This window comes from uncultured Ruminobacter sp., from assembly GCA_902764345.1.
In the GTDB taxonomy this organism is placed as follows: Bacteria; Pseudomonadota; Gammaproteobacteria; order Enterobacterales; family Succinivibrionaceae; genus Ruminobacter.
This window is the reverse complement of record CACWVT010000053.1, coordinates 1-14,021: the sequence shown is the minus strand read 5'-3', so window position 1 is coordinate 14,021 and position 14,021 is coordinate 1. Positions and strand designations below refer to the sequence as shown.

Sequence of the window (14,021 nt, the reverse complement as noted above, 5' to 3'; positions counted from 1 at the left end):
TTCATCCAAAAATCAATACATGTTTTTAAAAAACACCCAAACCGCCTAGGATATGGGTTATGTTGTTATTTTCACTTTAAAACAAGTGGGAATCTCGAGATAAGATATTTCTAAAATATGCATTATGGACTTATAATGACCAGAAACTTAATCACTAATGTACTGTAGACACAATACGGCGTAATGATAATGCGTAAGGCATTATTTTCATTGAAACCGTCAGACTTAAGGAGTTTTACGGACTCTGTGTTAAAATAACCGCTGCTGACGGTAAAATTTATACGATGATTACATCATACAGTCGGGATTGACGGAAATGAATAGACACTTGAATATTTTATTGGGAACGGTTCTGCTTATCGGGGCTGCATCTGATGCGGCTGCAGGGGATGATACTCTCCTTCACAAAATGATTTTCGAACAGAAATCATTCAGCGCTGATTACGCCCAGACCGTATATTCATCAGATAACAGGGTTCTGCAGGAACAGAGCGGTCAGCTGTTTCTGTTAAGACCGAACTACTTCAGAATGGATACCGTTGAACCTGACAGTGCCACAATCGTTGCTGACGGTCATGATGTCTACAGCTATGATGAAATGCTCGAACAGGTAACCATTTACGGTTTTGAGCAGCAGGTGGTTAATTCTCCTCTCATGCTAATCATTTCAGATGACAGCAAACTGTGGAACGGGTATACCGTTACCCGCAGTGCACATGATACTTTCTCGGTCATGCCGAAAACTCAGAACGGCAATGTTCAGTCAATGACCGTGAAGTTCAGTGAAGATAACCGACTCAGGGAACTTCGCTTTGAGGAGAAGGACGGCAAGTACAGCGTTTACAGCTTTACGCCAATGAAGGATTCATCGCTTACTCCTTCAGATTTCAAATATGTCATTCCCGAAGGGGTTACTGTAGATGATCAGCGGACAAAGTGATCTTTTTGAAGAGGCTGCCGCCAGAAAAGGGCAGCAGTTCAGGGAGGAGCATGAACCTCTGGCGGCCAGAATGCGTCCCAAGACCATTGAAGATTTCATCGGTCAGGAAGAGATTCTGGGACCGGACAGCATTCTGCGCCGGGATCTGGAGAATGGCCGCTGTTCATCAATGATCCTTTGGGGGCCTCCCGGAGTCGGTAAAACCACTCTGGCTGAGATTTTTGCCGGGGCAGTTAATGCCAGAGTCGAACGTCTGAGTGCTGTAACCTCCGGGGTAAAGGAAATAAGAACAGCCATTGACAGGGCTGAACGTAATCTTGCATCAGGATACAGAACCATTCTGTTTGTGGATGAGGTGCACAGGTTCAATAAGTCTCAGCAGGACGCATTTCTTCCCTACATAGAGAACGGAACAATAATATTTATCGGCGCTACCACTGAGAATCCATCATTTGAACTGAACAGTGCGATCCTTTCCAGAGCCAGAGTTTATGTTCTCAGGTCGCTGAATCGTGCAGATATTGAAAAAATCATCATGAGAGCTGTTTTAAGTCCTTCCGGACTTAAAAGTGAAAATGTTGTTTTTGAGAAAGGGGCTCTCAGTGCCATGGCTGACCTGTCAGGAGGTGATGCCAGAAGAGCCCTTAACATTCTTGAGATAGCCGCAGGTTCGGCCGTTCCCGATGCTGAGGGGAAGAAGGTCATAACCTTAAGACTTCTGGGTTCAATCGGCAGTGAGAAGATAGCACGCTACGACAAGAAGGGTGATGATTATTTTGATCTTATAAGTGCCTTTCATAAATCGGTCAGAGGCTCAAGTCCTCAGGCTGCCCTCTACTGGTATGCAAGAATTGTTGCCGGTGGCGGAGATCCTCTTTATGTTGCAAGAAGACTCGTGGCAATCGCTTCCGAAGACATCGGCAGCGCCGATCCGAATGCCATGGGAATAGTACTTGCCGCCTGGGACTGCTATGAAAGAGTCGGCAGGGCCGAGGGGGAGAGAGCTATAGCCGAGGCGGCTGTTTACTGTGCCGTTGCACCTAAGAGCAATGCTTTGTATACCGCATGGAACAGCGTACTCAGCTTTGTTAAGGAAAATCCTGATTACGATGTGCCGATATATCTGCGCAATGCCCCTACGGCACTTATGAAATCACTCGGGTATCACGAGGGTTATCGTTATGCTCATGATGAGCCGGGGGCTTATGCCGCCGGTGAATGTTTCCTGCCGCCGGAGATAAGACATATGGAATGGTATGTTCCGAATGATCGCGGTTATGAGCAGTTTATTCAGAAAAAGATAAAGTATCTGAAGGATAGAGACATTGCGTCTGATAATCAGCGTTATCCTGAGGATTTTGCTCAGAAGAAATAATGAGCTGCATCTCTAACCGAAATTAACCGGTACGGTACGATCCAGCCCTGACTCTCAGAAATCGGATTTGTGTTCCTAAACTGGTCAGAGCCGGATTCAGTTTCGTTCTGCTACTGTTAACCTGCTCCGTATCTCTGTATACTTTCAGTCTGTACTATCAGAGTCTCTTAGCGTAAAAGAATCAGCCGAAAATTTTGTTAAGAACAAAAATCATTGCAGGAACGTCATATATCACTACAATCAGTGCCGCAAAGCCCAGAGTGAATCCAAAACTATAGTCTCCTATAAGAGGCTCGTTGAGAAAATCATAGCGTTCCTTCAGATTACTTAGGGAACGTAATGTCCCAATTTTCATGTGATGCTCGCTTATGATATGTTTTTCTTTTTGGGAGAATTCATCAAATTTTTTCTGTATTTCATCATATTCGGCGAACTCCTGCGGATATTTGGCTCTGTACAGCTTTTCCTTTTCCTCGCATCTTTGTTTTTCAGCCGTCCATTCACTGCTGCCGATATCATCCATACGTGATAACAGGCGGGCACTGATTTTAAAGTAATCCTTAAAAACGTCTTTATGGGCGTCAGTATATTCCTTTAATTTTTCCTGTGCCTGTTCGTATTTTGAAATTATGGATTCATTGTCTTTTTCAAACTGCTCAATCGCCAGGATTTCATCAATGTTTTCAGACAGAGAGTCTATAAGCGGTTCAGCATCAGATTTAAGCCTGTAAAACTGTCCGACCGTAAATATTCCGCATATTGTAAAAATACCGGAAATCAGAATAACAAGACCTCCGAAAGGAGATGCAAACATGGTTTCAAAATTTTTGGTGTTTTTTACGACCATTATTATGAACAGAACCGTGGCGAGAGTCATAAAAAAGAAAACGATAATTACATTTCTGCGCATACTCTTTGCATTTTTCACGTATATATTAGCGTTTATTTCGGTGAAAAGCTTTGAAATGCTATCTGACAAACCGAACAGAGATATAAGGATGACGGAGCCTAAAAGAGGAATGGTTACAATCAGCGGGGCAGTTAATGCCAGAAGCTTTATCATAATGTCTGTAAAATGCATTTTCCTCGGGAGCGGGCTGAATTCTTTATCCATTGCTTTAGCTTTGTTGAGTGTTTTCTGTAAGATTTCCGTTTCTTCAAAATACATGTTCTAAGAACTCCCAAAAGTTTAAATCAACAAAATAACAACATAATGGTATAAAAATTATAACACGATAAGGTTGTGTAAAAAATTCATGTTTGCATTGGAATGGTGCAAATTAGAGTCTGTGATGCAGTTTAACAGCCAGAGTAGAGAGCTCGTATTGTTAGACTGTCAGTAACTGCAGGTAAGCAAGTGTAATTAGTTTTTTCTAAAGAACTGTTAATTTACACAGGAAGTAAAAGGACAGTGAGGTTCTCATGATTTCGGTGCCGGAATCATAGAATCTGATGATAAATAATAAATCAGGGCCGTACCATTTATGAAATGGTACGGCCACTGTTTTCAGAGGGATTTATAAGGGATTCTCACGATTTTGGAGAGATTGGGAATCCCTGTTATCCGTTTCAGTTACCTATCAGTTAGCCTTGGTGAAGCTGTAGGTCATGTCTGAATCCTTAACCATCAGGACATAGCTGCCTCTGAGACTGGTGTATTCATCACCTGAGGTTGAAGTGTTGATCTTCAGCTTACCATTGGTGCCTGATGAACCGTAGATTTTGCCGGTGTTCCATGAACAGCCGTCAACAATCTTGAATCTCTGTGAAGAACTGCCGTCGAGGGTTACATTGATAGTCCAGTAACCGGTTGACTTGTTGAAGGACATCTTGCTGAATGTCCATTCATTGCTGGTACCGGCATAGCAGAGGTTACCCTTGGTCTGAGTATAAGAGTTTTCAGGATTCTTTACTGTTACACTCTTGCTTACGGTTGCACTCTTCTTACCCTTTGCATCGGTTGTGGTGAGGGCAACGGTGTAGGTACCTGCCTTTGAATAGGTTACAACAGGATTCTTTGCAGTTGAAGTCTGACCGTTACCAAATTTCCATTCATAGGTCATGGCATCATTGTCGGCATCAGTTGAAGCGTTGCTCATATTTACGGAAAGACCGTCGGTTGAGTAGCTGAATGCTGCAACCGGAGCACGGTTTTCAACAGACTTCTTGGTGAGGGTGTATGTCATGTCTGAGTCCTTGACGCTCAGTACATAGCTGCCGCTTAAAGAAGTATATACGTCACCTGAAGTTGAGTTGTTGACTGCAAGCTTGCCTTCAATTCCTGATGAACCGTATACGGTACCGTTCCATGAGCACTTTTCGGCAACCTTAAATCTCTGGTTTGCAGAACCGTCGAGGGTTATGTCAACAGTCCAGGTACCGGTCTTGCCGCTGTAGGTCATAGGGACAAAGTTCCATGAGCTTGAGGTGCCTGCGTAGCAGAGATTCTGTCTTGTTGCAGGAGCCTGGCATGAGTCATCATCAGGATTCTGGATGCAGAAGCATCTGTCGTCACCAGGATTTGTTGAACAGTAGTTCTGACATACGCCGGCTGAGTTCTTTCCTTCATCCTTGCAGAGACATTCGGCACTTGTTGGGTTGGTTACACAGATGTCCTCATGGTGGCCACACCATTCGTCATCGGTACAGATTGCCTTGGCACTCTTTGCAGGAATTGTGATTGTTACCATGCTTCCGGATACCATTACGTCTTCACCGCAAGGCTTTTTGAGAGGATCTGATGTACCGAGAATATCACAGTAGGTATTGTCAGGTACTTCAACCTTAAAGGTATGGGTTACGGATCTGTCAGTGGTGTTCATGGCATAGAAGCCCTTGGCTCCTCTGTTGAACCACAGGATGCCGTCATCATATCCCTTGGAGGTTACCTTCTGACCTCTGGTTGCTCTTGCAAATCTTGGAGAGTTCAGCACGAACGGTACACGATGCTGACACAGCCAGCCGCCTTCACAACGGTTTGCGTCAAGAGGACCGCCCTGGTCATGGGTTGCGTCACTTACACGGGTTGGTTCGTAATACTTGATAGGGAATGAATAACCTGAGTAGATCTGACGAACCTTACCTACAGGCCATACAGCCAGCCATGACTGTGCCAGATTGTAGTTTGCATTGTTCTGAGTAAGCATTGAACAGGTGCCTGCTGAGCAGCGACCCCATTCGTTATCATGATTGTTTACGAACACTTCGGCGTTGTTATGGTCAAAGTAGGTTCCAAGGTCAAAGGCCTTCCAGTACTGACCGTTAAAGGCATCCTTGATCTGATTTACGTAACCGAAATCTGTAACTGCCGCATTGTTGATGTAGGCATACTTATCAGGCTGAATGTCGGCAGCTTCACCGTATGCGCCGATAACTTCAAGATATGCAGGAGGTCTTCTGCCTGTGCGGTCTGATGTCTTTGAGAGAATTCTGTCAATGTCACCATATCCCATATGCTTTGCAGCATCGATACGGAAGCCGTAAACACCCATGTTCATGAGGCTTGCGAGATAATCTGCGATCTTGTTCTGAGTTGAATCTCTTTCAGTGGCGGTATCAGGCATGCCGCTTAAGGCGCAGTATCTTACCTGATTTGCATCGGTATATGTGTTGATCGCACAACCGGTATGGAAATCTTCATAAGTAAATCCGTCAGGGTAGTTTGAATCGGAATAGTAGCTGCCGCCGATACCGGTGCCTGAACCGCTGCCTCTCTGGTTAAGAACAGCATCGACAAAAACCTTAACCCCGGCATTGTTACAAGCCTTAATCATGTTCTTAAGCTGCTTTTCGTTACCGGACATGGTGGTGAAACTCTTGAAGTTAATTGGCTGATATATTGCCCACCATACGTCTCTGCGGTTAACGTGTTCTGACGGTGAGGAAATCTGCACACCGTCAAAACCTGCTGGTCCGAGGTATTCGGTACATTCCCTGGCAATGTTATCGTAGGTCCACTGGAATGGGTGAACGATTACCATTTCCTGTTCATAGTTGGCTGCATTTGCAGAGTTGGAAATGGCTGCGGTCATGAGAGACGAAATTGCCAGGGTCAGCATCTTGAGCTTATTGGAATTTTTAAAGTTCATTATCCTATTTTCCTTTATGAATAAGTGATTTCACATGCATTTGGGATGTTAGTCCCTGTTAACATTTGTTAACAAATCTGATTTAATCAGTTTTTATGTTAAAAACATTTAATGTTTTTTTATAATTATTGTATTGAGAATGATAACATAAAACGTTTTCAGAAATTTTAGGGTGATCACATTTTAAAATTTTGTTTTTACAGAGGTTTTACAAAAGCAAATATAAAAATTAACAGTTGAATCACGAAAAATGTTGCAGGATAACGTTTTCAGCGGTGTTGAAAAAAGCGACAAAGGCAAAAATAAAATTCGAAAAAATTTAAAAAATTTTGAGAAAATTTTAACTCAAAGTAAAAATTGTGTGAAAAATAGACAAAAAAGTCCGTTTTTTTCTAAAAACGGACTTTTTATGGAAGATTATTGATTAAATAATTTATTTAAAAAAGTGCTGAAAATGGAATTTTTTCCGGTTTCAGTAAAAATATTTATATAATTATTTAATATTCTGCTTTTCGGCAACCGGCTTTATTTCTCTCAGAAGTGACTGAACAATGCGAGGGTTACCGCAGATTATATTGCCTGAATTATAGATGTTTTCGCCGCCGCTGAAATCGGTAACAATGGCTCCGGCTTCACGGCAGATGAGTTCACCGGCGCAGAAATCCCAAGGCTTGAGGCAGAGTTCAAAATAGCCGTCGAGACGACCGGCTGCAACGTAAGCGAGATCAAGGCTTGCTGTGCCTGCTCTTCTGATGTCGGCACATTTACCGAATACGTTTGAGAGCATCTGCTTGTATGAAACAAGGAATTCACGATTACGGTGAGGGAAAGAGGTTGCAATGATGGTACCATCAAGAGTCTTTGCCTGTGATGCGCGGATACGGCGGCCGTTTAACTGGGCACCCTCCCCCTTGGATGCGGTGAAGAGTTCATTTCTGATTGGATCAAAAACCACGGCAACAGTGGTAACATCCTTTACGCGAAGGCCGATGGATACGGCTACGTGAGGAATGCCTTTAACAAAATTTGTTGTACCGTCAATAGGGTCAATAATCCATACATGATCAGATTCAGGGTCACCGGCTACGCCGAATTCTTCGCCCTTAACGCAGTGCTTAGGGTAACTCTTCAGTAAGATATCCTTAATAACCTTTTCACATTCACGATCTACGTTGGTTACCAGATCATTCTTGGCTTTTTCTTCGGCAGATACGTTCTGATGATCCTCGAAATTTAATGATATAACGTTACCAGCGGCACGTGCAGCACGAACTGCAATGTTTAACATTGGATGCATAATTTGTTTTGACTCTATTGTTTGGTTAAAGATCCTGCGGTTTACGCGACGACTGTCATTATACTTTTTTGTGAGGTGTTTCGCAATAATTAAGCTGTTTCATTTTTATGAACGGCGAATAATAAGGAGTAAGCTGTGAGTATTCTGTCCGTTTTTTTGTCAGGATAAGTGATGCAGGCGTATTCTTACTATTAATGAAAATGGAAATGTTTACTGCGATATGTGATAAGATACGTCGAGTTTATTTCTTTCGTTGCGATCCCTCTCATCGCGGCCTGTAACGGAATGTACTTCTATATAGAGGAGAAACGCTGAAAATGACGGCTAAATATGATTATGTTGCATTAAAGAACGATCTGGACAGATACGGCAGTTCCGCTGAACCTGCAGAAGTTTACGGTTTTATCCTGGGATTTATCTGTGGCGGCGGTAATCTGAAGAACACCACTAAGACCGGAAATTTCAAAAAGATTCTGGAACAGTTCGTTTTCTGCGATACTTCCATTAGTGACGAACTGTTTAAGAGACTCAACATTCTGTCTGATGAAATTCTTAACGAACTGCTGGCCGGTGAAGGGATAACAATAGTTATGCCGGATGACGACGAGAAGATAGAAAACAGAATGGCATATATAAGGGAACTTGCATGTTCGTTCATGCCAGGCGTATCCGTTACCCAGAAGCAGTTCAATCATCTCAGCAGGGATCTCAATGAGTTTATTCATGATCTCGTGGACATCAGCAGAATGGATGTCGCTGCTCCGGTTGCAGGTGAATCAGATGATGCCGTGGAAGAGGATCTGCTGGTGCTGTCAGATCATCTGGGAGTAGGGGCTCAGATCTGTTTCGAGGAATGTGCGGCAAAACTGTATCCTAAGGCCGGCGGAGATTTCATAATCGAGGATGAGGGCAGTCCGGTGAAATTATCAGCTGAACGCGAGGAAGCTCACGCCCGTGAAGAGAACTACTGGGCCAGCAGGTCTAAAGGTGAGGATTAAACGGTAAATAAACTGTAAATCCCTCGTTAATGAATTAATTTTTTTTATGCTGTCGGGAAAGAAAATTTTTATATTACGCTTGAAATGTGATATATTGCACAATCATAACGGCGTTTAAAATCACGGAAAGTGACTTTTCGGAAGATGAAAGCGTCACAGGCAGCATACCTGAAATTACATTGATGTTTTTTAATCATGTTCTGTGATTTCGGGGAAACGAGAAAACGGGCTTACGGCCCGGTTTGTCAAATGACTGCTGATATATTTTTAACATAAGTTCTGAAAATTTGATTTAAGGATTTGATATGGCTCTGCATCCACATGCCGGTAAACCAGCCAGACTGGAAGATCTTACTAACATCCCTCGTTTAATGGCTTCATATTATGCAAACAAGCCTGATATGAGCAAGCCTGAACAGAGAGTGGCATTCGGTACTTCAGGTCATCGCGGCAGCTCTTTAACTTCCGCTTTCACTGAATCACACATCCTTGCCATCAGCCAGGCTATCGTTGAATACCGCAACAAGGAAGGCGTAACCGGTCCTATTTTCGTAGGTATGGATACCCACGCACTGTCCGAGGCTGCTCTGATTACCGCGGTTGAAGTACTTGCTGCTAACGGCTGTCAGGTAAGACTTGAGAAGGATTTCGGATATACTCCTACCCCTGTTGTTTCTCACAGCATTCTTACCTACAATGAAGGCAGAACTTCCGACCTTGCCGACGGTATCGTAATCACTCCGTCACACAATCCTCCAACAGACGGCGGTTTTAAGTACAATCCTACCAACGGCGGTCCTGCAGACACCACCATTACCAAGTGGGTGGAAAACCGTGCAAATGAAATTCTCGAAAACGGCCTCAAGGATGTTAAGAGAGTAGATTTTCAGAAGGCTCTGACACTTGCCAATGTACAGCAGGTGGATATGAGACAGCCTTATGTTGATGATCTCATCAATATTATTGACATTGATGCCATTAAGAAGGCAGGCATCAAGATTGGCGTTGATCCTTTAGGCGGTTCAGGCGTTTACTACTGGGACGTTATCGCTAAGACTTACGGTCTTAACATCGAGGTTGTTAACTATAAGGTTGACCCTACTTTCAGTTTTATGACTCTTGACCGTGACGGCAAGATTCGTATGGACTGTTCAAGTCCTTATGCTATGGCAAGTCTCATCAGTCACAAGGATCGTTTTGACATTGCCGTTGCCAATGACCCAGATTATGACAGACACGGTATTGTGTGCAAGAGCGGTCTGATGAATCCTAATCATTACCTTGCAGTTGCAATTCAGTATCTCTTTACTCATCGTGAAGGCTGGAGCAAAGATGCCGCTGTAGGTAAGACCCTTGTTTCATCTTCAATTATCGACAGGGTTGTTAAGGGCATCGGTCGTGACCTTAAGGAAGTTCCTGTAGGATTCAAGTGGTTTGTTGACGGACTCTACACCGGTACTTACGGTTTCGGCGGTGAAGAATCAGCAGGTGCTTCATTCCTTCGTAAGAACGGCAAGGTATGGACCACCGACAAGGATGGTATCATCATGTGTCTTCTTGCTGCTGAAATTCTTGCTGTTACCGGTAAGGATCCTCAGACCCTTTACAATGAAATCAAGGAAAAGTACGGCGATCCTATTTACAACCGTGTTGATGCTCCTGCAAATACCCAGCAGAAGGCTGTTCTGTCAAAGCTGGATCCGGCTCTTGTTGAAGCTTCAACCCTCGCAGGCGAACCAATTATCGCCAAGCTTACCGCGGCCCCTGGTAACGGTGCTGCAATCGGCGGTCTCAAGGTTGTAACCGAGAACGGCTGGTTTGCCGCAAGACCTAGCGGTACTGAATCCATCTACAAGATCTATATGGAAAGCTTCAAGAGTGAAGAACACTTAAAGCAGATCCAGAAGGAAGCTCAGGAAATCGTATCCGCAGCTTTGGCTAAGGCCGGCGTGTAATTCTGTTACGTCCGTGTCTTTTGATGCGGATGGTTAGTGATTAGAGAAAAAGGCGTGACTCATCAGAGAGTTACGCCTTTTTTAATGGATATCGTGCGCTGATTTACGGATCGATGTTACAGAGAACGGTAAATAAAGAACATGTCGGTTCCGGGTGATGGAGACTTAACCGTATCCATAATACAGGGATTGGTTACAGTTTTTATTATATAGGTAAAAACGACATGGCATTAACCGTAAGATGTCTTTTCTATTAATATAGGAAATCAGTGTCTGAAGGATGGTGATTCCTGTCATGCCGCCGTAACCTGAGTAATAAAAAATAGTCAAAATATCATCCGGAAAGAGGTGAATTGCCCGATTAACCACAAAATGTGATACAAATCACATAAAATTAAATTGTTAATAAAGTTTAAAAATTGCGTATTTTTAAAATGAGTGTGAAAACATTTTCTTTTAAAAAATTTTGATACATATCCCACATATTTGTACTAAAATTGATTTAGATCAAAAAATATTAGACGTTCATTGGCTAACATACGTATCGTGGTTATATTTATACGATATGGACGTATCTCTTATATCTTATGGATGTAAATTGGAGCTCGGTTAATTTCGAGTAGAATAGGAATAGTAATTTATGGCAAATAAAAAGGCAGCATCTGCTGCAACTGCTTCATCATTTGATTCAGCATCATTAAATTATACCAAGGAAGATTTTAAGGCTAAGATTCTTCATCATCTTCACTCTACCCTTGGTACCAGCGAAAACAAGGCTACTTCACAGTCATGGTGGAAGGCTACCTGTGCAGCTGTTAATGAATTGGTTTACGAACGTCTTACTCAGACTCAGCAGACCCACGCAAACAAAGATACCAGAGCTGTACACTATCTTTCAGCTGAATTCCTGATGGGCCGTTTAACTGCTAACAACCTTCACAATCTGCACTTATTCGATGTATGTGCCGATGCATTAAAGGATCTCAACATCAATCTTACCGATTTATGTGAAGAAGAACCAGACATGGCACTCGGTAACGGTGGTTTAGGTCGTCTTGCAGCTTGCTTTATCGACTCTCTCGCTACATTAAATCTTCCTGCATTAGGTTACGGTATTCACTACGAAAACGGTCTTTTCCGTCAGGAAATCCATAACGGCCGTCAGATCGAACGTCCTGATTCATGGCGTGAATACGGCAATCCATGGGAAATCTGCCGTCCTGAATCAATTCAGGAAGTTGCCCTTGGCGGTTATGTAGAAACTATCTACTCTGAAAAGGATGGCTCACTCAAGAAGGTATGGCATCCAGCAGAAAAGATTAAAGGTGTGCCTTGGGATATCCCTGTAGTAGGTTACAACGGTACTACCGTAAATATTTTACGTCTGTGGGAATCAAGAGCTCCAGAATCATTTGACTGGGACGTATTCAATGCAGGCGGTTATGTTGACGCTCAGGCTGAAAAGGCAAGAGCCGAAACCATTTCTAAGGTTTTATATCCTAACGATTCTACCGAAGCCGGTAAGATCCTCCGTCTTGTACAGCAGTACTTCTTCTCTGCATGTTCATTAAAGGATATCTTAAGACGTTACAAGCGTGCTCATACTCTTAAGAGCGGTGTTGTTGACTTCTCTGAATTCGCTAAGAAGATTGCAGTACAGCTGAACGATACTCACCCAACCATTGCAATCCCAGAATTAATGAGAATTTTTGTGGATGAAGAAGGTTTAGGTTGGGAAGAAGCTTGGAATATCTGCTACAACGTATTCTCTTACACCAACCACACCCTGTTACCAGAAGCACTTGAAAAGTGGCCTGTATACATCTTCGAAAGAGTATTACCACGTCACCTCGAAATCATCTATGAAATCAACCGTCGCTTCCTCGAAGGTGAATGCGAACGCGTATTCCCAGGCAATGATTTCATCAAGGCTAAGCTTTCTCTTATCGAAGAAGGCGCTACCCGCATGGTTCGCATGGGCAACCTCTGCGTAGTTGGTTCACACAAGGTTAACGGTGTTGCTGCAATCCACTCTAAGCTTGTTAAGGAAGACCTCTTCCCTGAATACGCTCAGATTTGGAACGACAAGTTCTGCAACGTAACCAACGGTGTTACCCCACGTCGCTGGATGCTTTCATGTAACCCTGAACTTGCTAAGCTCTACACTGAAACCTTAGGTTCAGATGAATGGGTAACCAAGCTCGACAAGTTAAAGGATCTCAAGAAGTTTGCTGATAACGCTGATTTCCAGAAGAAGTTTATGGCAATCAAGCACGCTAACAAGGTTAAGCTTGCTGCCGTAATCAAGGCTGAAACCGGTATTGAAGTTGATCCTAACGCATTATTCGACATTCAGATTAAGCGTTTACACGAGTACAAGCGTCAGCAGCTCAACTTACTGTACATCCTTGCCTTATACCGTCGTGTTCTCGAAAACCCAGATCTCGAAATGACTCCTCATGTATTCATTTTCGGTTCTAAGGCTGCTCCTGGCTACAAGATGGCTAAGGACATTATCTATGCTATCAACAAGGTTGGCGAACGCATTAACAACGATACCCGCATCAAGGGTAAGATCAAGGTTGTATTCATGCCTAACTACCGTGTATCTTTAGCTGAAAAGTTAATTCCTGCAGCTGATGTATCTCAGCAGATTTCTACTGCCGGTTACGAAGCATCAGGTACCGGTAACATGAAGCTTGCCATGAACGGTGCAATCACCCTCGGTACCATGGACGGCGCTAACATCGAAATCGTTGAAGAAGCCGGTAAGGAAAACAACGCAATCTTCGGTTTATCCGTAGATGAAGTTAAGTCTGTTAAGGCTAACGGTTACAATCCATGGGATTACTACAACCGTGACCACGAAATCAAGAAGGCTCTTGACTGGTTAGACAGTGATTACTTCACTCCTGGCTTCCCTGGTGAATTATCAGGCATCAAGCGTGCTTTACTTGAAGGCGGTGACACTTACCTCGCATTAGCTGACTTCAGATCATACTCAGACGCTCATGCACGTCTTGAAAAGATGTACGCTAATAAGAAGGGTTGGGCTAAGTCTGCAATTCTTAACTCAATCACCATGGGTAAGTTCAACTCTGACCGTTCAATTCAGGATTACGTAGATCAGGTTTGGAGTCTCGAAACCTGTCTGGTTAAGTAATCTGAATTAAGTTCAGTAGGTAAAATTTAGCGAAAGGGCAACACGATGTGTTGCCCTTTTTTTGCTTTGCCCGTTTGAGCCTGACATGACCTTGTATTCGCTAATGACCCATATTTTGAACAAATTTCTGTAACTATGGGTTAAGTCAAAATCCCCAACTTAAGTTAGAGTTGGGGATTTCTATTTATTCTTCAGACTCTACTGC

General features: G+C 43.2%; 8 protein-coding genes. 5 read left to right on the top strand and 3 right to left on the bottom strand.

What is annotated here, in order from left to right:
• The first annotated feature begins 316 nt into the window (after positions 1-316).
• Positions 317-940: an outer membrane lipoprotein chaperone LolA gene (lolA, locus tag QZU58_RS08615; RefSeq protein WP_294496056.1), complete on the top strand. Its 624-nt coding sequence runs from the start codon at positions 317-319 to the stop codon at positions 938-940.
• A 70-nt stretch (positions 941-1,010) separates the two neighbouring features.
• Positions 1,011-2,315 carry a replication-associated recombination protein A gene (locus tag QZU58_RS08610; RefSeq protein ID WP_294496058.1) on the top strand — a complete coding sequence of 435 codons (1,305 nt, stop codon included), beginning with the start codon at positions 1,011-1,013 and terminating at the stop codon, positions 2,313-2,315.
• 181 nt (positions 2,316-2,496) lie between these two features.
• Here the strand turns inward: QZU58_RS08610 and QZU58_RS08605 are convergent, their stop codons facing one another.
• The 3 genes from QZU58_RS08605 to suhB form a co-directional block, all read right to left on the bottom strand.
• The gene (locus QZU58_RS08605; RefSeq protein ID WP_294496053.1) at positions 2,497-3,483 is read right to left on the bottom strand and encodes a hypothetical protein; all 987 of its coding nucleotides are present in this window, start codon (positions 3,481-3,483) and stop codon (positions 2,497-2,499) included.
• 412 nt (positions 3,484-3,895) lie between these two features.
• Positions 3,896-6,403 (bottom strand): PKD domain-containing protein, encoded by a 2,508-nt coding sequence (locus QZU58_RS08600; protein WP_294496052.1) that lies wholly within the window; start codon positions 6,401-6,403, stop codon positions 3,896-3,898.
• A 493-nt stretch (positions 6,404-6,896) separates the two neighbouring features.
• Positions 6,897-7,700, bottom strand: a complete 804-nt coding sequence (suhB, locus tag QZU58_RS08595; RefSeq protein ID WP_294496050.1) for an inositol-1-monophosphatase — start codon at positions 7,698-7,700, stop codon at positions 6,897-6,899.
• A gap of 317 nt (positions 7,701-8,017) precedes the next feature.
• On the opposite strand from suhB, the gene QZU58_RS08590 reads away from it, so the two are divergent.
• From QZU58_RS08590 to QZU58_RS08580, 3 genes are all read left to right on the top strand, one after another.
• A complete protein-coding gene (locus tag QZU58_RS08590; RefSeq protein ID WP_294496048.1) occupies positions 8,018-8,698 on the top strand; it encodes a UPF0149 family protein in 681 nt (226 codons plus the stop codon).
• Between the two features lie 305 nt (positions 8,699-9,003).
• Positions 9,004-10,653 carry a phosphoglucomutase (alpha-D-glucose-1,6-bisphosphate-dependent) gene (pgm, locus tag QZU58_RS08585; protein ID WP_294463250.1) on the top strand — a complete coding sequence of 550 codons (1,650 nt, stop codon included), beginning with the start codon at positions 9,004-9,006 and terminating at the stop codon, positions 10,651-10,653.
• Between the two features lie 640 nt (positions 10,654-11,293).
• On the top strand, positions 11,294-13,816 hold the full coding sequence (locus QZU58_RS08580; RefSeq protein WP_294459896.1) for a glycogen/starch/alpha-glucan phosphorylase: 2,523 nt from the start codon (positions 11,294-11,296) through the stop codon (positions 13,814-13,816).
• Positions 13,817-14,021: the final 205 nt, after the last annotated feature.

What these genes read in the sequence shown, in the direction of transcription:
- QZU58_RS08590 (WP_294496048.1), top strand. Translation starts at nt 8,018, where the DNA reads ATGACGGCTAAATATGATTATGTTGCATTAAAGAACGATCTGGACAGA.
- QZU58_RS08600 (WP_294496052.1), bottom strand. Translation starts at nt 6,403, where the DNA reads ATGAACTTTAAAAATTCCAATAAGCTCAAGATGCTGACCCTGGCAATT.
- suhB (WP_294496050.1), bottom strand. Translation starts at nt 7,700, where the DNA reads ATGCATCCAATGTTAAACATTGCAGTTCGTGCTGCACGTGCCGCTGGT.
- lolA (WP_294496056.1), top strand. Translation starts at nt 317, where the DNA reads ATGAATAGACACTTGAATATTTTATTGGGAACGGTTCTGCTTATCGGG.
- pgm (WP_294463250.1), top strand. Translation starts at nt 9,004, where the DNA reads ATGGCTCTGCATCCACATGCCGGTAAACCAGCCAGACTGGAAGATCTT.
- QZU58_RS08610 (WP_294496058.1), top strand. Translation starts at nt 1,011, where the DNA reads ATGCGTCCCAAGACCATTGAAGATTTCATCGGTCAGGAAGAGATTCTG.
- QZU58_RS08580 (WP_294459896.1), top strand. Translation starts at nt 11,294, where the DNA reads ATGGCAAATAAAAAGGCAGCATCTGCTGCAACTGCTTCATCATTTGAT.
- QZU58_RS08605 (WP_294496053.1), bottom strand. Translation starts at nt 3,483, where the DNA reads ATGTATTTTGAAGAAACGGAAATCTTACAGAAAACACTCAACAAAGCT.